We start from the raw sequence: 18,824 nt of genomic DNA, 5'->3' as shown, positions 1-18,824 counted from the left end.
TGAATTAGGGGCAAAACGCTAACAGCCAAAAATGACCGATTGGTTAACTTTAATTGACCGTTTAGAGGCTCTAGGATGCGTCTTTTTAGAAAACTAACCGGTCAGTTTTCGGGCGTAATGAAACTGACACTCGGGGCATCCAAGCTTGAGAAATTTATCTTGAGAGTCGGCTCCCATGCCTACCGCACTGCCTCAATTGACGACCCCGCGACTGTTGTTGCGCGCACTGCAAATGCACCAGGCGCAGGTGCTTTTCACGCTTGCCAACGGGCCGAAAATTGCCGACAACACGGCGAACATTCCGTCGCCCTACACCCTGGAAACCGCCCAGGATTTTATTGCCGGGATCGCTGACAAGTACCGCAACGGTGAGCTGCTGAACCTGGGGGTGCATGTGCGCGGCACCGACGAATTGGTCGGCATGGTCAGCCTGCGTATCAACGCTCGGCATCACTATGGGCACTTGGGTGGCTGGGTGGCAGCGCACTGCCGTAACCAGGGGTATGCGGCTGAAGCGGCGAGCGCGGTGATGGACTTCGGTTTCGACGCGCTAGGCTTGCAGCGCGTGGGCAGCCAGTGTTTCGCGCGCAACAAGGAATCGGCGCGGGTCATGGAGAAGATCGGCCTGCGCTATGAAGGCTGCATGCGCCAGGCGTTTTTAAAGAACGGCGTGTATGAGGACATGCTCGGGTTTGCCACCGTGCGCGACGACTGGGAGCGCTGCCTGTGAGCGGCGAAGTCGACCACGGCCGGCGCCGGGTCCTCGGCGGGCTGGCGGTCGCTACGGCGTTTTCTATTCTCAGCCCGTTTGCGCGCAGTGCCGGGGTGGATTATCCGTTCACCCTTGGCGTGGCTTGCGGCGACCCGCTGCCGGATGGCTTTGTGATCTGGACGCGCCTGGCGCCGTTGTTCAATGCTGAGGATGGCCGTGGTGGCCTGAGCCGCACGGTGCCGGTGCGTTGGCGGGTGGCCAGCGATGCGGCGATGACGCGCATTGTGAAGCAGGGCGAAGTACTGGCGACGCCGCGTTTTGCTCACGCAGTGCATGTCGAGGTGACGGGGCTGACGGCGGATCGGCCGTATTGGTACCAGTTTGAAGGGCTCGGTGCGCAGAGCCCGGTGGGCCAGTCGCGCACGATGCCGCCGCTGCAGGCCATGGCCACGGCCCGGCTGGGGTTTGTGTCCTGCTCGCACTGGGAGCGTGGTTACTTCAGCGCCTACCGACACCTTGCCGCCGAGCAGCCGGACCTGGTGTTTTTCCTCGGTGATTATATTTACGACAGTTCCTATGCGGCGCAGTCGGGCAAGGTGTTTCGTTCCCACGGCAGCGGCAATGCGCAAAGCCTGAGCGATTACCGCAACCGCTACGCACTGTACAAGACCGATCCAGACCTGCAGTTCCTTCACGCCGCGGCTCCCAGCGTCGTGACCTGGGATGATCACGAGGTACAAAATGACTACGCCAACCGCTGGTCCCAGGACCCGAAGGTGGCGGTGGCGCAGTTTCTCAAGCAACGGGCGGCGGCTTACCAGGCGTTCTACGAACACATGCCGTTGCGCGCCAGCAGCGTGCCGAAGGGGCCGGACATGCGCATCTACCGGCGCCTGGATTACGGCCAGCTTGCGCGTTTCCATGTGCTTGACGGTCGCCAGTACCGTTCCGAGCAACCGTGCATCGCGGCCAATGGCAGCCACCAAGGGCATATTGTCACCACCCCTTGCAGCGACCTGCGTGACCCTGGCCGCACGTTGCTCGGCTGGCAGCAAGAGGCCTGGCTGGACCAAGGATTTGCCCAGTCCAAGGCGCAGTGGAATATCATCGCCCAGGATTTGCTGGTGGCGCCGCTGATGCAGCGTGACCTCACCAACCACAAGCTTGGCCGCTGGACCGATGGCTGGGATGGCTACATGGCCAACCGCTCGCGGATGCTGGCGTCGATCGTGCGTAACCGGGTGAAGAACCCGGTGTTCTGGGGTGGGGATATTCATTCGTTCTGGGCCACCGACCTGCATGCCGACGCCGACAGGCCGGACTCGGCGGTGGTCGCCACCGAGTTTGTCGGCTCGTCGGTCACCTCCGATGGCCCGCCCTATGACGCGTTCATGAAGATCATGCCGCTCAACCCCCATGTGAAGTTCTTCGACAGCCGTCAGCGTGGCTATGTGTCGGTGGAGTTGGCGGCCAACACCATGTTGACGAATTTTCGTGCGATCAGCGATCCGCGTGACCCGGCGGCGACGGTGTCGACATTGAAGTCATTCGTCAATGAATCGGGCCAGCCGAGCGTGGCCCTGTAGGAGCGAGCTTGCTCGCGAAAAACCAAAGGGCGCCGATGGGAATCAGGTACCCCGCGTTATCGTTAACGTTCTTCGCGAGCAAGCTCGCTCCTACAGGGCCAGGGTGTCAGCGAGGCTGTAGCGTACTGACAGCGCGCCTTTTTTCTCCGATAGCGCCAGGATCGTCACCTGGCCCAGTTCGCTCAACGCTTGAACATGCGTGCCGCCACAGGCGTAAGCCGGCAACTCACCGAAGCCGACTTCACGGGTGCCGTCTTCCAGCGTCATATGGCGGGGAAAGTCGGCGGCGATCCATGTGTTGACCCACTGCTGGAGCGTCTGCGCATCCATGTCTTGCGCGGCCTGGCCACGGATAAAGGTGATCTTGCCTTCGCCCGGCCAATGGTGGGCTTTGATCGGCATCCAGCCCAGGCGTTCGCCAGCATTGCCGATCAAATGCCCTGCCGAATGCAGACGTGTGTGCAAGGCGCGCCGCTCTGCGTCGACGCGTGCAATGACAGGTCCAGGTTCCAGAGGTTGGTCGACGTAGTGCACCACCCGTTCGGCTTCCTGCATGACTCGCAGTACCTGGCTGTCGCCGAGCCAGCCGGTGTCGAATGGCTGGCCGCCGCCTTGGGGATGGAAAATCGTCGATTGCACAATCACGGCGAATTGCTCTTCGTACGGGGTGCAACTGAGCACTTCCAGCTCGGCCGTCAGGTGATCGTGGGTAAAAAACAGGCGCTCGGTCATCATCTACATCCGCATCAGGGTTCTGTGGGCAGTATAAATAGTGCGCAGATGAGTGATAATCCGCTCAATTATCAATGGACCTGTGCGTCATGAGCATCAATCTTCCTTTGCCGTTGTTGGGTGAAATGGCGATTTTCGTCAAGGTCGTCGAAACCGGCAGCTTTTCCGAAGCGGCGCGGCAACTCAGCGTTTCACCTTCGGCGGTGAGCCGCAGTATCTCGCGCCTGGAGCACGCCCTGGCCACGCGCCTGCTGCAACGAACCACACGCAAGCTGCGCCTGAGCGAGGGCGGCGAGGAGGTGTTCAAGCGTTGCCAGGAGATGGTCAACGCAGCGCGCTCGGTGATGGAAATCAGTGGGCAATTCACCCATGAAGCCGAGGGCCTTGTGCGGGTCAGTGTGCCCAAGGCGGTGGGGCGATTCGTGGTGCACCCACACATGCCGGAATTCTTGCGGCGCTACCCCAAGGTTGATGTGCAATTGATTTTGGAAGATCGGCATGTGGACTTGATCGACGACAACGTCGACTTGAGCATCCGCATCACCGATAGCCCGCCGCCAGGCTTGGTCGGGCGCCAGCTGTTGCCCATCGAACATTTGCTGTGCGCGACGCCGCAGTACCTGGCCGAGCACGGTACACCGAGCCATCCCCATGATCTGCTCGGGCACAGTTGCATCTATCTGGGAGAGACACCGGGAGATTCACGGTGGAAGTTTCGCCAGGCTGGCAAGGCGGTAACGGTCGGCGTACGCGGCCGGTATGCGGCGAACCACACCGGGGTGCGGCTGGAGGCGGCCTTGCAGCATGTCGGGATTGCCAGCTTGCCGTATTTCACCGCGCGGCATGCGTTGGAAGCGGGGGAGTTGGTGCAGGTGTTGCCGGGGTGGGATTTTATTGCCTCGTACCATGGCGAGGCGTGGTTGCTGCACTCGCCCACACGTTACCTGCCGCCGAAGTTGCGGGTGTTTATCGATTATCTGGTGGAGTGCATGGCCAAGGAGCCCACGCTGCGGCGGCGGTAGGAGCGCGGTTAGGAAATGTGGGAGGGACAAGCCTTAATACTGTAGGAGCGAGCTTGCTCGCGAAAAACTCACAGACGCCGCGTTTATTCAGAAAGCACGCGTTATCGATGACGTTTTTCGCGAGCAAGCTCGCCCCACATAGTGGTGTCAGTGCTTGCTCTGGTCCTGAGGCATCGCCAGCAGCTGTTTTTCCTGGTTCCAGTCGAACGGTTCGTCGTTCTGTTCGGCTTCATAGCGACGTTCTTCCAGGGCCTGGTACAGGTCCAGTTCTTCGTCAGGCATGAAGTGCAGGCAGTCGCCACCGAAGAACCACAGCAGGTCGCGGGGCACCAGGTGGGCAATTTGCGGGTAACGCACAATGACCTGGCTCATCAGGTCCTGGCCCAGGTACTGGCTTTCGATCGGGTCGATTGGCAACAGGGCGCGCAGTTCGTCGAAACGCTCCAGGAACAGGGAGTGGCTTTCCTCGGGTACCTGTTCGGCTTCGCCGACGGCAACCAGGATGCTGCGCAAGTGGTCGAGCAAGACGAGATGATCGGCAACGACGTTGGACACGAGATAAGGCCTCTAAAGCAAAAACGGGCGCGAGAGTATAAGCCTCTCGCGCCCGTTTTTATATGACCGCTCGACTCAGCGGACTTTACCCTCTGCCTGCATCAGCTCTTCCTTGCTGAAATCATCCACGTCGATCACCTTGCGTCGCGCCGCCTCGGCATCGCGCAGGGTTTGTGCCTCAGCCGGTTGCAGCACGCCGGCTTGCAGGGCCGCGTCGATGGCATGCTCGCCGGCCACCGGTTTGACCTGGCCGCTCTTGAGCGCGCTGTGGAGCTTTTTCTGCAAGGGATGGCTGGCACCGAGCAGGTCGTAGGCATGTTGCAGGGCGCCCACCGGATCTTCTGCTGATTGCGGGCGATAACAGCCGGCCAGCAATTCTTCCAGGGTCGGGTCGCCCTTGGCGCGACCGATCACGGCTGCCACTTCGGCATCCAACGCGTCGGACGGCCCGGTATGACGACGCCCGAATGGGAACACGATCACTCGCAGCAGGCAGCCCAGCACCTTGTTCGGGAAGTTGCTCAGCAGCTCATCCAGTGCACGTTCCGATTCACCCAGGCTTTCTTCCATGGCCCAGGCAAACAGCGGCTCCAGGTGGTCCGGCGAGTCCAGATCGTGGTAACGCTTGAGCGCCGCCGAGGCCAGGTACATGTGGCTGAGCACATCACCCAGGCGAGCGGACAGGCGTTCGCGGCGCTTGAGCTCGCCACCCAGCAACATCATGCTCAGGTCCGCCAGCAGGGCAAACGCAGCCGCCTGGCGGTTCAGGGCACGGAAGTAGCCCTGGCTCAAACGGTTGCCCGGGGCTTTTTCGAAGTGCCCCAAGCCCAGGTTCAGCACCAGGGTGCTGGCGGCGTTGCTCACGGCAAAGCCGATGTGTTGCATCAGCAGGCCGTCGAATTCCTTCAACGCTTGGTCATGGTCTTCGCGACCGGCCAGAGCCATTTCCTTGAGCACGAAGGGATGGCAGCGAATCGCGCCCTGGCCGAAGATCATCAGGTTACGCGAAAGGATATTGGCGCCTTCCACGGTGATGAAGATCGGTGCGCCCTGCCAGTTGCGGCCCAGGTAGTTGTTGGGCCCCATGATGATGCCCTTGCCGCCGTGCACATCCATGGCGTGGCTGATGCACTCGCGGCCGCGCTCGGTCAGGTGGTACTTGAGGATTGCCGACAGCACCGACGGCTTCTCGCCCAGGTCCACAGCGTTGGCGGTGAGCATGCGCGCGCTGTCCATCAGCCAGGCGTTGCCACCGATGCGCGCCAGGGCTTCCTGGATGCCTTCGAAGGCCGACAGCGGTACGTTGAACTGTTCGCGCACCTGGGCATATTGCCCGGTCACCAGGCTGGTGAACTTGGCGGCGCCGGTGCCGACGGCGGGCAGCGAGATCGAACGGCCGACCGACAGGCAGTTCATCAGCATCATCCAGCCCTTGCCGAGCATTTCCTGGCCACCGATCAGGTATTCCAGGGGGATGAACACATCTTTGCCGGAGTTGGGGCCGTTCATGAACGCGGCGCCAAGCGGCAGGTGACGACGGCCGATTTCCACGCCAGGGGTGTCGGTAGGAATCAACGCGAGGCTGATGCCCAGGTCGTCTTCTTCGCCCAGCAGGTGGTCCGGGTCATGGGCCTTGAAGGCCAGACCAAGCAAGGTCGCGACAGGGCCGAGGGTGATGTAGCGTTTTTCCCAGTTCAGGCGCAGACCAAGGGTTTCCTTGCCTTCCCATTCGCCTTTGCAGATCACCCCGGTGTCGGGCATGGCGCCCGCATCGGAGCCGGCCAGCGGGCCGGTGAGGGCGAAGCACGGGATGTCGTCGCCACGGGCCAGGCGCGGCAGGTAGTGGTTGCGTTGTTCCTCGGTGCCGTAGTGCAGCAGCAGTTCGGCGGGGCCCAGGGAGTTGGGGACCATCACGGTGGAGGCCAGGTCACCGCTGCGGGTCGCGAGCTTCATGGCAACCTGGGAGTGGGCATAGGCGGAGAAGCCCTTGCCGCCGTACTCCTTGGGAATGATCAGGGCGAAGAAACCGTGGGTCTTGATGTGTTCCCAGGCTTGCGGCGGCAGGTCCATGGCCTGGCCGATTTCCCAGTCGCTGACCATGGCGCAGAGTTCTTCGGTGGGACCGTCGATAAACGCCTGCTCTTCCTCGGTCAATTGCGCCTTGGGGTAGGCCAGCAATTTGTCCCAGTCGGGGCGGCCACTGAACAGCTCGCCGTCCCACCAGACGGTGCCGGCATCGATCGCATCGCGCTCGGTCTCGGACATCGGCGGCAGCACTTTCTGGAACCAGCTGAACAGCGGCTTGGTGAAGTATTGGCGGCGCAGGTCAGGCAGCAACAACGGCGCGGCCACCACGGCCAGGAGCACCCAGAAGATCAGCAGCAACCAACCCGGTGCGTGGCTCCAGGCGCCCATCGCCAGCAGGTAGACGGCGACCACGCCCAGGGCGGGCAGGGGGGCAGTACGGCGGTGTGCCAGGTAGGCAATGCCGACCACCAGCACCAGTATCCACAACAACAGCATATTCAATCCTCCGTGAACCAGGGGCGAAACCACCAGGGAGCTTAGTCGGCATCCGAACAAGCCGGGTGATCAGGGTGTAACAAGGTGTACTGGGCAACCCATCAGCCGGCGCCGGCATTTGGCCGAATCGTCGTTATCTCTCGGGCAGGCCTGGTGGTTAAACTCCAGGCTCCCCTCGGAGATCAAGCTCATGAATACGTACTTGAGTCCCAGCCGCTTCATCGATAGTGACCACCCTGTGGTGGTGGAGTTCGCCGAGAAACATCGCGGAACCCGCCCGGATTTAAGTGACCAGGCAGTCAGTCTTTACTACGCGGTGCGTGAGGCCATTCGCTACAACCCCTATACCTTCAGCCGTGACCCCAACACCTTGAGCGCCAGCTTTGCCCTGGCGGCCGGCGAAAGCTACTGCGTACCCAAAGCCACGTTGCTCGCCGCTTGCGCGCGCCACTGCGGCATTCCCGCACGCATTGGCCTGGCTGACGTGCGCAACCACCTGTCCACCCCGCGACTGCTCGCCCTGCTCAAGAGTGACGTGTTCGCCATGCACGGTTATACCGAGCTTTACCTGAACGGCCGCTGGGTCAAGGCCACGCCGGCGTTCAACCAGCAACTGTGCGAAGTGTTCGACGTGCCGCCGCTGGAATTCGATGGCCTGCACGACAGCGTGTTTCACGCGTTCAATCGCCAGGGCCAGCGTTCGATGGAGTACGTGGTGGACCACGGGCAATTTGCTGATGTGCCTGAAGCATTTTTCTTCGCGCATATCCGCCAGTGTTACCCGCACTTGTTTGGCGACGATGCGCCCACCTTGCTCGGTGATATGCAGGGCGATTTAAGCCGCGGCTGAACCGGCGTATGCTGCTGCCTTCATCAAGCCATGTTCATCAACGATAAGGCGCGGTCATGCTGAAGATCTGGGGTCGTAAAAATTCATCAAACGTCAGGAAAGCACTGTGGTGCGCCGAGGAACTCGGCCTGGACTATGAAGCAATTGATGCGGGCGGGGCTTTTGGTGTGGTCGATACCCCGCAATACCGGGCCATGAACCCCAATGGCCGGGTGCCGGTGATCGAAGATGGCGACTTTGTGCTGTGGGAATCCAACACGATCGTGCGTTACCTGTGCGCCAAGCAGGCATCGGACTTTTACCCCAGCGACTTGCAAGCCCGGGCCAACGCCGAAAAGTGGATGGACTGGACCACTTCCACGCTCGCCGATCCGTTCAAAGCGGTGTTCTGGGGCATCGTGCGCACCCCGGCTGACCAGCAAAACTGGGACAGCATCAATGCCGGGCGCCAAGCCTGTATCGACGCGCTCAAAACCGTCGAACAAGCCCTCGCCGAGCAACCCTATCTGTCCGGTCAGGCGTTCGGCATGGGCGATATTCCTTTGGGCTGCTTCATCTACGCCTGGTTCGAGATGCCCATCGAACGCCCTGCCATGCCCCATCTGGAGGCCTGGTACCAGCGCCTGCAGCAGCGCCCGGCCTACCGCAAGGCGGTGATGACCGCGTTGACTTAATACACACTATTAATACGGGTGACTGTACTTGTGCGGCATGGGCACGCACCATGCTCGCACTGCATCGCAGGTTGAACTACCTGGGGTGTGCCTTCATCTATTCTTTCTATTCCCTTCTTTGGTGCGTACTTCCATATGAGTTCCGCTCTGTCCATCCGGCAGCTAACCAAAACCTACGGCAACGGTTTCCAGGCCCTGAGTGGTATCGATCTGGATGTCGCCGAAGGTGACTTCTTCGCCTTGCTCGGCCCCAACGGTGCCGGCAAATCCACCACCATCGGCATTCTCTCCACCCTGGTCAACAAGACCAGCGGCACGGTGAATATCTTCGGGCATGACCTGGACAAATCCCCGGCGGCGCTCAAGCGCTCCATTGGCGTGGTGCCCCAGGAATTCAATTTCAACCAGTTCGAAAAGACCTTCGATATTGTTGTGACCCAGGCTGGCTACTACGGCATTCCGGCGAAAGTCGCCAAGGAACGCGCCGAGCAGTACCTGACCCAACTGGGCCTTTGGGACAAGCGTGACGTGCCTTCGCGCTCGCTGTCCGGTGGCATGAAGCGCCGCCTGATGATCGCCCGCGCCCTAGTGCACGAGCCGCGCCTGTTGATCCTCGACGAACCCACCGCCGGCGTGGACATCGAACTGCGCCGCTCGATGTGGACCTTTCTCACCGAACTGAACGAGAAGGGCATCACCATCATCCTCACCACCCACTACCTGGAGGAGGCTGAGCAGTTGTGCCGCAACATCGGCATCATCGACCACGGCACCATTGTCGAGAACACCAGCATGCGCAACCTGCTGGGCCAGTTGCATGTGGAGACCTTCCTGCTCGACCTGAAGAACAATCTGTCGGTGGCCCCGCAGTTGCTCGGCTACCCCAGCCGGCTGGTGGACAGCCACACCCTGGAGGTGCAGGTGGATAAGGCCATGGGCGTCACCGCGCTGTTCACCCAATTGGCGACTCAGAACATCGAAGTGCTGAGCCTGCGTAATAAAACCAATCGCCTTGAGGAGTTGTTCGTGTCCCTGGTGGAGAAAAATCTGGCGAAGGTGGCAGTATGAGTTCCGAACTGCAACCCAACCTCGTCGCGCTGCAAACCATTGTCTATCGCGAAGTGAAGCGCTTTACCCGGATCTGGCCGCAGACCCTGCTGCCGCCAGCGATCACCATGGTCCTGTACTTTGTGATCTTCGGTAACCTGATCGGCCGGCAAATCGGCGACATGGGTGGTTTCACCTACATGGAGTACATCGTGCCGGGCCTGATCATGATGTCGGTGATCACCAACTCCTACGGCAACGTGGTATCGAGTTTCTTTGGCAGCAAGTTCCAGCGCTCTATCGAAGAACTGATGGTCTCGCCGGTGTCACCGCACACCATCCTGATCGGCTACACCTTGGGCGGGGTGTTGCGTGGCCTGATGGTGGGGGTGATCGTGACGCTGCTGTCGCTGTTCTTCACCCATCTGCAGGTGCATCACCTCGGGGTCACTATTCTGGTGGTAGTGCTGACGGCGACGATCTTCTCGCTGCTAGGCTTTATCAACGCCGTGTTCGCCCGCAACTTCGATGATATTTCCATCATCCCGACCTTCGTGCTGACGCCGCTGACCTACCTGGGCGGGGTGTTTTACTCCATCACCTTGCTGCCGCCGTTCTGGCAGACGGTGTCTCTGGCCAACCCAGTGCTGCACATGGTCAACGCCTTCCGCTACGGCATTCTGGGCGTGTCGGATATCAAGATCAGCGTGGCGATCACCTTCATGATCGTGGCCACCATCGTCTTGTATATCGGTTGTGCGCGGTTGCTGGTGAGTGGGCGTGGGATGCGCACCTAGCCGCTGACAGCACGCGAAAAAAATGTGGGAGCGGGCTTGCTCGCGAGTGCGGTAGATCAGTTGCTGATGCATTGACTGACACGACGCCTTCGCGAGCAAGCCCGCTCCCACATTTGCTATGTGCAGGGCTTTAAGCCTTCAGTGCCAGTTCGATCAGGGCGTGCAGTTCTTCTACCGCCAACGGCTGGGCCGAAAACAGAATACGAAACACTGTCGGCGCAGCGAGCAGGTTGATCAGATGGTCAACGCTCGGCGGCTGTTCCTGCGGATAGCGATCCACGATCACCTGCAACTGCCCACTCAGGATGCTCACGCAATACCCAGGCGTGGGGCTGCTTTGAACGTCGCGCATCATGTTGCGGCCTACGTCCGAACTCATCTCATCCAGGTATTGCTCGGCCCAGGCTTGCAGGTCGCCACGCAGGCTACCGGTGTAGGCCGGTTCGGTATCGGGGCGCATACGGGCCAGGGCGACGTCGGCGAGCAGTACTGACAGATCGCCCCAGCGCCGATAAATGGTCGACGGTGTGACGCCTGCACATGCCGCAATCATCGGCACGGTGACGCTGGACCGCTCATGGGTTTCCAGCAGTTCGCGCACCGCCCTGTGGACGGATTCTTGTACCCGGGCACTACGGCCCCCCGGGCGGAGGCATTCTTTGATCGCCATGGGCAAGACCTTAACACAAAGAATTTGCTTTAAGCCCCAGCGAGTAGCACACTCCACAAAAGCAAAATATTAGCTTTAGCGGAGCGTGCCCATGCCCAGCGTCATCTCTCAACGGTCCCGCCTGGCGTTTCTGGTCATCACCGTGCTGACCTTTCTCGCTGCCTCCAGCGCGCCGACGCCGTTGTACCAGGTGTATCAAGACCACCTGCATTTTTCGGCGGCGATGCTCACGGCCATCTTTGGCGTTTATGCCGTGAGCCTGTTGGCGGCGCTGCTCACCGTAGGGTCGCTTTCGGATTACCTGGGGCGCAAACCGGTGATCTTCGCCGCGTTGCTGCTCAATATCGTGGCGATGTTGCTGTTTATCGTTGCTGACAGCACCAGCTACCTGCTGGCCGCGCGGGCGTTGCAGGGTTTCGCGACCGGCACGGCGACCGCGGTGTTGGGTGCAACGCTGCTCGACACTGACCGCGTGCGCGGCCCGATGCTCAACAGCCTTGCACCGATGCTCGGCATGGCCAGTGGTGGCCTGGGCAGTGGGCTGCTGGTGGAGTTTGCGCCATGGCCGACCCAATTGATCTATTACACCCTGCTGGGCTTGATGGTATTGCAGGCGCTGTATGTGTGGCGCCTGCCTGAAACGGTCAGCCGCATACCGGGCGCCTTGAAGTCGCTGGCGCCAACCCTGCATGTGCCGCCGCAAGCGCGCCGCGCGTTGTGGTTGGCGATGCCATTGAATGTGGCCGTGTGGGCGCTGGGTGGGTTTTTTTCCTCGTTGGCGCCGTCGTTGGTGCGTGTCGCCACCGGGTCGACCTCGCACTTGATCGGCGGCGGGCTGGTGGCGGTGGTGACCTTGAGCGGCGCGGTGATGATCTACAGCCTGCGCAATCATGCGGCTGACAGGGTGATGCGCTTATCGGCTGCACTGCTGGCCGTGGGCGTGGGGCTGCTGCTGGTTGCCGTAAACACCGCCAGCCTGTGGCTGTTCTTTGTCGCCAGTGTGATCGCAGGTCTGGGCTTCGGCGGCGGCTTCATGGGCAGTGTGCGCAGTATCGTGGGCCTGGCGTTGCCCCATGAGCGGGCGGGCCTGATGTCGGCGTTCTATGTATTGAGCTACCTGGCGTTCTGCATACCGGCGTTATTGGCGGGTAACCTGAGCCGTGTGTTTGGCTTGATCTCGACCACGGACGGCTACGGTGCGGTGCTTATCTTGCTGTCTCTCGCCGCGCTTGTTGGTTTGTTGATGCGGGACTCGGCGCAGACAAGTGCGAGGGCATGATTGTGATTGATATAGGTAAAGTAGATAACAGTTAGAGATATTACCCGTTATATAGATATTCGATCAGGTTCTATCATGGCTTCAACCTCAAATGAGGAAGAGGATTAACCCATGACCTGCTCGACCACTCACCGCTACAAACCCTTCAGTCACTTGACCCGTCCCCGGGAAGTGATTCGCCAGTTCACCCCGAACTGGTTCGCCGCGACCATGGGCACCGGTGTGCTGGCGCTGGCCTTGGCTCAGTTGCCAGTCAACTTGCCAGGTTTGCACGTTATCGCCGAGGCCCTGTGGCTGTTCACCATCGGCCTGTTTGTGCTGTTCAGCGTGCTCTATGCCGCCCGCTGGGTGATGTTTTTCCACGAGGCGCGACGCATCTTCGGGCACTCCACCGTCTCGATGTTTTTCGGCACTATCCCCATGGGGCTGGCGACCATTCTTAATGGCTTGCTGCTGTTCGGTCTGCCGCGCTGGGGCAGTGATGTCATCCCGCTGGCCGAAGCCCTGTGGTGGTTGGACGTCGCCATGTCCCTGGCCTGTGGTGTGCTGATCCCGTTCATGATGTTTACCCGCCAGGAGCACAGCATCGACCAGATGACCGCCGTCTGGCTGTTGCCCGTGGTGGCGGCCGAAGTGGCGGCGGCCAGCGGCGGCTTGCTCGCGCCGCACCTGTTAGACGCCCATTCGCAACTGGTGATGCTGGTGACCAGCTACGTGCTGTGGGCGTTTTCCCTGCCGGTGGCGTTCAGCATCCTGACCATCCTGATGCTGCGCATGGCCTTGCATAAGTTGCCTCACGCCAATATGGCAGCGTCGAGCTGGTTGGCCCTGGGCCCTATCGGCACCGGTGCCCTGGGCATGTTATTGCTGGGTACGGACGCCCCTGCGATCTTCGCCGCCAATGGCCTGGCCAGTGTCGGTGAAATGGCTCACGGCCTTGGCCTGATTGCGGGCATCACCCTGTGGGGGTTTGGCTTGTGGTGGATGTTGATTGCGGTGTTGATCACCCTGCGTTACCTGCGCGCCGGTATCCCGTTCAACCTGGGCTGGTGGGGCTTCACTTTCCCATTGGGGGTGTACGCCCTGGCCACGCTGAAATTGGCGAGCCTGTTGCAGCTGGAGTTTTTCAGTGTGTTTGGCAGCGTGCTGGTGGTTGCGCTGGCGCTGATGTGGTTGATCGTGGCCAAGCGCACCGTGCAGGGCGCTTATAAAGGCGAGCTTTTTGTTTCGCCTTGTATTGCCGGGCTAGCGAATAAGTAAGCAGGATTAGGTAAAGTCGTGGCCTGATAAATAAGGCCACGCAGGAACACGGACGACGATGAGCCATCCTTCCCAATTTACCTTGCTGCGCACGCGGCGCTTCTTGCCGTTTTTCATCACTCAATTGCTGGGCGCGTTCAACGACAACATCTTCAAGCAATCGCTGATCCTGGCCATCCTTTACAAGCTCACCATCGAGGGCGACCGCTCCATCTGGGTCAACCTGTGCGCCTTGTTGTTTATCCTGCCGTTCTTCCTGTTCTCGGCGTTGGCCGGGCAGTTTGGCGAGAAATTCAACAAGGACGCGTTGATCCGCGCGATCAAGATCGGCGAGATCGTGATCATGGCCGTGGGCGCGACGGGTTTTTTGACCAATCATCTTGAGCTGATGCTGCTGGCGCTGTTTGCCATGGGCACTCACTCGGCACTGTTCGGCCCGGTGAAATACTCGATCATGCCCCAGGCATTGCACGACGATGAGTTGGTCGGTGGTAACGGACTGGTAGAGATGGGCACGTTCCTGGCGATTCTGGCCGGCACCATCGGCGCCGGGATCATGATGTCTTCCACCCATTACGCGCCGGTGGTGGCGGTGGCGATTGTGGCCGTGGCGGTGCTGGGCTACCTGGCCAGCCGCAGCATCCCGCGCGCGGCGGCGTCGACACCTCAACTGCGCCTGGACTGGAATATCTTCACGCAGTCCTGGGCAACGTTGCGCATGGGCCTGGGGCAGACGCCTGCTGTGTCGCGCTCGATTGTCGGCAACTCATGGTTCTGGTTTGTCGGCGCGATCTACCTCACGCAAATCCCGGCCTATGCCAAGGAATGGTTGTACGGCGACGAAACCGTGGTGACCTTGATCCTCACGGTGTTTTCGGTGGGCATCGCCCTGGGCTCGATGCTGTGCGAAAAACTCTCCGGGCGTAAGGTGGAAATCGGCCTGGTGCCGTTTGGCTCGTTTGGCCTGACCGTGTTCGGCCTGCTGCTGTGGTGGCACTCCGGCGGCTTCCCGCAGAACGTGCAAGCCAACGATTGGCTTGCGGTGCTCAGCTACGGGCAGGCGTGGTGGGTGCTGTTCGATATCCTCGGCCTGGGTGTGTTCGGCGGCTTTTACATCGTGCCGCTGTATGCGCTGATCCAGTCGCGCACCGCCGAGAACGAACGAGCTCGGGTGATCGCGGCCAACAACATTCTCAATGCACTGTTCATGGTGGTCTCGGCCATCGTCTCCATCCTGCTGTTGAGCGTGGCCAAGCTGTCGATCCCCGAGTTGTTCCTGGTGGTGTCGCTGCTCAACATCGCGGTTAACACTTATATCTTTAAAATCGTCCCCGAGTTCACCATGCGCTTCATGATCTGGCTGCTCAGCCATTCCATGTACCGCGTGGAGCATCGCAACCTGCAGGCCATCCCGGATGAAGGCGCGGCGTTGCTGGTGTGCAACCATGTGTCGTTTGTCGATGCGCTGTTGATCGGCGGCGCAGTACGTCGGCCGATTCGCTTTGTCATGTACTACAAGATCTACCGCTTGCCGGTGCTCAACTTTATCTTCCGCACCGCCGGGGCGATTCCGATTGCCGGGCGCCATGAAGACATTCAGATCTACGAACAGGCGTTCGCGCGGATTGCCCAGTACCTCAAGGACGGCGAGTTGGTCTGCATTTTCCCGGAAGGCAAGCTGACCGCCGATGGCGAGATGAATGAGTTCCGGGGTGGGGTGACGCGCATCCTGGAGGAGACGCCAGTGCCGGTGATCCCGATGGCGTTGCAGGGGTTGTGGGGGAGTTTCTTCAGCCGCGATCCTAACAAGGGCTTTTTCCATCGGATCTGGTCGCGGGTGGTGTTGGTGGCGGGTGAGCCGGTGACTGTGGAGGCGGCGACGCCTGAGCAGTTGCAGGCTGTGGTGGGTGGTTTGCGGGGGAGTGTCAGGTAGTTTGTGGTTGTTTGTCGGGACTTCATCGCAGGCAAGCCATAGGTATCTACATAACTTTGTGGGCTGTAGCAGCAGACGGTAACCACGATGCGAAGCGAGTCGCTCTTGATCTTGATCTGCTTTTGATCTCAGGCGCCCCGTCAAACCACGCTGGCCGGAATTCGACAGGGATTTGGGGGGTAAACCGGCAGGGATGCCGGTTTAGCCGCCCCGCGCCATGGATGGCGCGTGGCGGCGGCCCCCCAAATCACTGGCGGATTACGGGCACACCGAGCCTAAGCGAGGTGCCGAGTGGTGGGGCAAGAGCGTTTTGCTTACTTTTGCGCTTTTCAAAAGTGAGCCGCTGTCAGAGCGGAACCCTAAGTGGCCGTTACCGCAGGAATGGATATGTACACGGTCCAACTGTGTTGACTGTCAGGCCGTCTTCGCAGGCAAGCCAGCTCCCACATTTAGATCGCGGTGCCTCAGCCAGATCAGCGTCGGCTGTCAGGCCGTCACGGGAGCAAGCTCCCTCGCCACAGATTTAGCGTCGTGCCGTAGTTGTGTAGATACCTATGCTGCGATAGCGGTAGTGGCTTAAGTGGAAATCTTGAGGCCAATCAGCCCGCAAATAATCAACGCCACACTGGCCAATCGAAACAGCGCCATGGATTCTCCAAACAGGATAATCCCGGCAATCACCGTGCCCACGGCACCGACGCCGGTCCAGATGGCATAGGCGGTACCCAGCGGCAGTTCCTTCATGGCCAGCCCCAATAGCCCAAGGCTGACGGCCATGGCGGCAATGGTCAGGGCGGTGGGCAGCGGCTTGCTGAACCCGTCGGTGTACTTCAGGCCGACGGCCCAGCCCACTTCAAACAACCCGGCAAAAAACAGAATGATCCAGGACATGATGACCTCGCTTCTATCAAAGTGGGGTCGTCCCCGGGTAATCGCTTGATAGCGTCGCGAGGTCGTCCCCGCGAAGTTCGGTAGAGTGCCGAAATTGGACCGCGCGATCAAGTTACGGCGTGGTTTCCAGCGCGCGACGGTCTTCCTTTTCGCTCATGCGGCGGAAATAGGTCGACAGCAACGCCCCGGAAATATTGTGCCAGACGCTGAAGAGCGCACTGGGCACTGCCGCCAGCGGCGAAAAGTGGGCACTGGCCAAGGCGGCGCCCAGCCCGGAGTTCTGCATGCCCACTTCCAGGGCCAGCGACTTGCGTTGCGCCAGCGGTAACTTGAACAGGCGCCCGGTGAAGTAGCCCAACAGGTAACCGAAGCTGTTGTGCAACATCACCACGGCCATGATCAGCAGGCCCGACTCGGCAATCTTGCCTTGGCTTGCGGCAACCACGGCCGCGACGATGATCACAATGCTGACCACCGACACCAGTGGCAGCACGTCCACCGCATGCCTTACCCGATCACCGAGCAAGCGCTGCGCGACCACGCCCAGTACGATGGGCAGCAGCACCACTTGCAGGATCGACCAGAACAGCTCCATGAACGACACCGGCAGCCAGGCCGAGGCCAGCAGCCAGATCAATGCCGGTGTGAGCAGCGGCGCGAGGAGGGTGGTGACCGCGGCAATCGCCACCGATAACGCCAGGTCACCCCGGGCCAGCCAGGTCATCACGTTGGACGACGTGCCACTTGGGCAACAGCCGACCAGGATCACGCCAACGGCTATTTCCGCTGGCAAATGGAACGCCTGGCACAGCAACCATGCCACGCCCGGCATGATCACGAAATGCGCGACCACGCCCAAGGCCACGCGCCACGGGTGGCGAGCGACTTCGGCGAAGTCTTCCAGTTTCAAGGTCAACCCCATGCCGAACATCACCAGGCCCAGCAGTGGGACGATGGCGCTTTTCAGGCCGATGAACCAGTTGGGTTGGAGAAAGGCGACGACGGCGAAGATCAACACCCAGTAGGCGAAGGTGTTGCCGACGAAGCGGCTCAAGGCGGCGAGTGCGCGCATGGGGAGGTCCTTGTTATTAGATTCTGATGGTGTGAATGCAATCAAATGTGGGAGCGGGCTTGCTCGCGAAAGCGGTGAATCAGTCACCAGATATACTGACTGATACATTGCTTTCGCGAGCAAGCCCGCTCCCACATTTTGATCTTCACATGGCTTAGATGCCCTGCGGTGTTTCTTCGCCGCCCAGTGCCTCAACCAACGCCGGCAGGAAATCGCCGAAGGTCAGCATCATCAAGGTAAAGCTGGCATCCAGTTGGCCCAGGGCTTCATCACCACCGTCCTGTTCCGCCTGGTCTTGCAGCAGGTCTTCGAATTTCAGGCGCTTGACGGTCATCTTGTCGTCGAGCATGAAGGACAACTTGTCCTGCCACGCCAGGGACAGTTGGGTCACGACCTTGCCGGTGGTCAGGTGCAGTTGGATCTCTTCGCTGGTCAGGTCCTGGCGCTTGCAACGCACGATGCCGCCGTCTTCGTGGGTGTCGCGCAGTTCGCATTCGTCGAGGACGAAGAAGTCGTCGGCCGGTTTCTGGGTGGTGACCCAGTCGGTCATGATCGCAGTCGGGGCGGTTTTTACCGTCAGCGGGCGCACGGGCAGGGTGCCGATCACTTCGCGCAGGGTCGACAGCAGGTCTTCGGCGCGCTTGGGGCTGGCCGAGTTGACCAGGATCAGGCCCTGTTTCGGCGCGATCGCAGCGAAGGTCGACGAGCGACGGATAAAGGCGCGAGGCAGGAAGGCCTGGATGATTTCATCCTTGATCTGGTCGCGCTCCTTCTTATAGACCTTGCGCATCTGCTCGGCTTCGATCTCTTCGACTTTCTCTTTAAGTGCATCACGCACCACGCTACCTGGCAGGATGCGTTCTTCCTTGCGGGCGGCGATCAGCAGGAAATCGCCGCTGACGTGAACCAGGGGAGCATCTTCACCTTTACCGAAAGGTGCGACGAAACCGTAAGTGGTCAACTCCTGGCTTGCACAAGGGCGCGCCAGCTTGGTGGCCATGGCCGCTTCCAACGCCTCGGCATCAACAGGCAGATCTTGGGTCAGGCGATAGATAAGCAGGTTCTTGAACCACATGGGGTGAGTCTCTCCTCTATACAAAGGGGGGCATTATTCTCTTGATCACGCCGCAGGCCAACCCTGCCTAAGCCATTGGAAGGGCTGAAAAAAAAGATTTAAGAAAGTGCTTGCCAGACTTAAGGTCGCTCCGTAGAATGCGCGCC

General features: G+C 60.4%; 17 protein-coding genes. 10 read left to right on the top strand and 7 right to left on the bottom strand.

Annotation, left to right across the window (positions count from 1 at the left end):
• The first annotated feature begins 175 nt into the window (after positions 1–175).
• Both MF6394_RS15345 and MF6394_RS15340 read left to right on the top strand, forming a co-directional pair.
• Positions 176–730 carry a GNAT family N-acetyltransferase gene (locus tag MF6394_RS15345; protein ID WP_078466992.1) on the top strand — a complete coding sequence of 185 codons (555 nt, stop codon included), beginning with the start codon at positions 176–178 and terminating at the stop codon, positions 728–730.
• Positions 727–2,298: an alkaline phosphatase D family protein gene (locus MF6394_RS15340; protein WP_078466991.1), complete on the top strand. Its 1,572-nt coding sequence runs from the start codon at positions 727–729 to the stop codon at positions 2,296–2,298. Before MF6394_RS15345 ends, MF6394_RS15340 begins: the two co-directional genes overlap by 4 nt.
• Before the next feature lie 90 nt (positions 2,299–2,388).
• Here MF6394_RS15340 and MF6394_RS15335 read toward each other — a convergent pair whose 3' ends face one another.
• Complete coding sequence (locus tag MF6394_RS15335) at positions 2,389–3,030, bottom strand: hypothetical protein (RefSeq protein WP_078466990.1); 642 nt, start codon at positions 3,028–3,030, stop codon at positions 2,389–2,391.
• 89 nt (positions 3,031–3,119) lie between these two features.
• Between MF6394_RS15335 and MF6394_RS15330 the strand changes: the two genes are divergently transcribed.
• Entirely contained in the window at positions 3,120–4,052 is a 933-nt protein-coding gene (locus tag MF6394_RS15330) for a LysR family transcriptional regulator (protein WP_044273052.1), read from the top strand.
• A 147-nt stretch (positions 4,053–4,199) separates the two neighbouring features.
• Here MF6394_RS15330 and MF6394_RS15325 read toward each other — a convergent pair whose 3' ends face one another.
• Positions 4,200–4,607, bottom strand: coding sequence for a PA2817 family protein (locus MF6394_RS15325; protein WP_044273053.1), 408 nt, complete (start codon positions 4,605–4,607; stop codon positions 4,200–4,202).
• Between the two features lie 75 nt (positions 4,608–4,682).
• The gene (locus MF6394_RS15320; protein ID WP_047710452.1) at positions 4,683–7,130 is read right to left on the bottom strand and encodes an acyl-CoA dehydrogenase; all 2,448 of its coding nucleotides are present in this window, start codon (positions 7,128–7,130) and stop codon (positions 4,683–4,685) included.
• A gap of 190 nt (positions 7,131–7,320) precedes the next feature.
• On the opposite strand from MF6394_RS15320, the gene MF6394_RS15315 reads away from it, so the two are divergent.
• The 4 genes from MF6394_RS15315 (at position 7,321) to MF6394_RS15300 (ending at position 10,498) form a co-directional block, all read left to right on the top strand.
• Entirely contained in the window at positions 7,321–7,980 is a 660-nt protein-coding gene (locus MF6394_RS15315; RefSeq protein WP_032892576.1) for a transglutaminase-like domain-containing protein, read from the top strand.
• A gap of 56 nt (positions 7,981–8,036) precedes the next feature.
• A complete protein-coding gene (locus MF6394_RS15310) occupies positions 8,037–8,654 on the top strand; it encodes a glutathione S-transferase family protein (protein WP_032892575.1) in 618 nt (205 codons plus the stop codon).
• Positions 8,655–8,789: 135 nt separating this feature from the next.
• On the top strand, positions 8,790–9,722 hold the full coding sequence (locus MF6394_RS15305; RefSeq protein WP_078466989.1) for an ABC transporter ATP-binding protein: 933 nt from the start codon (positions 8,790–8,792) through the stop codon (positions 9,720–9,722).
• A complete protein-coding gene (locus MF6394_RS15300) occupies positions 9,719–10,498 on the top strand; it encodes an ABC transporter permease (RefSeq protein ID WP_003190115.1) in 780 nt (259 codons plus the stop codon). The genes MF6394_RS15305 and MF6394_RS15300 overlap by 4 nt, the downstream gene beginning before the upstream one ends.
• A 130-nt stretch (positions 10,499–10,628) precedes the next feature.
• On the opposite strand, the gene MF6394_RS15295 is transcribed toward MF6394_RS15300, so the two are convergent.
• Positions 10,629–11,168, bottom strand: coding sequence for a TetR/AcrR family transcriptional regulator (locus MF6394_RS15295; protein WP_078466988.1), 540 nt, complete (start codon positions 11,166–11,168; stop codon positions 10,629–10,631).
• Between the two features lie 91 nt (positions 11,169–11,259).
• Here MF6394_RS15295 and MF6394_RS15290 point away from each other — a divergent pair, with 91 nt between their 5' ends.
• The 3 genes from MF6394_RS15290 (at position 11,260) to MF6394_RS15280 (ending at position 15,640) form a co-directional block, all read left to right on the top strand.
• Positions 11,260–12,447, top strand: coding sequence for an MFS transporter (locus MF6394_RS15290; RefSeq protein ID WP_078466987.1), 1,188 nt, complete (start codon positions 11,260–11,262; stop codon positions 12,445–12,447).
• Between the two features lie 111 nt (positions 12,448–12,558).
• Positions 12,559–13,707, top strand: a complete 1,149-nt coding sequence (locus MF6394_RS15285) for a TDT family transporter (RefSeq protein ID WP_047710456.1) — start codon at positions 12,559–12,561, stop codon at positions 13,705–13,707.
• A 58-nt stretch (positions 13,708–13,765) separates the two neighbouring features.
• Positions 13,766–15,640 (top strand): MFS transporter, encoded by a 1,875-nt coding sequence (locus tag MF6394_RS15280; protein ID WP_078466986.1) that lies wholly within the window; start codon positions 13,766–13,768, stop codon positions 15,638–15,640.
• A 576-nt stretch (positions 15,641–16,216) separates the two neighbouring features.
• Here MF6394_RS15280 and sugE read toward each other — a convergent pair.
• From sugE to rdgC, 3 genes are all read right to left on the bottom strand, one after another.
• Positions 16,217–16,531, bottom strand: coding sequence for a quaternary ammonium compound efflux SMR transporter SugE (gene sugE / locus MF6394_RS15270; RefSeq protein ID WP_010211634.1), 315 nt, complete (start codon positions 16,529–16,531; stop codon positions 16,217–16,219).
• A gap of 112 nt (positions 16,532–16,643) precedes the next feature.
• Positions 16,644–17,603: a bile acid:sodium symporter family protein gene (locus tag MF6394_RS15265; RefSeq protein ID WP_078466984.1), complete on the bottom strand. Its 960-nt coding sequence runs from the start codon at positions 17,601–17,603 to the stop codon at positions 16,644–16,646.
• Positions 17,604–17,757: 154 nt separating this feature from the next.
• The gene (gene rdgC / locus MF6394_RS15260; protein ID WP_020301078.1) at positions 17,758–18,678 is read right to left on the bottom strand and encodes a recombination-associated protein RdgC; all 921 of its coding nucleotides are present in this window, start codon (positions 18,676–18,678) and stop codon (positions 17,758–17,760) included.
• Between the last annotated feature and the right edge of the window lie 146 nt (positions 18,679–18,824).

The organism is Pseudomonas sp. MF6394, assembly GCF_002018845.1.
GTDB classification, from domain to species: Bacteria; Pseudomonadota; Gammaproteobacteria; order Pseudomonadales; family Pseudomonadaceae; genus Aquipseudomonas; species Aquipseudomonas lactis.
The sequence above is the reverse complement of the archived record's forward strand: the minus strand, read 5'-3'. Positions and strand labels throughout refer to the sequence as shown.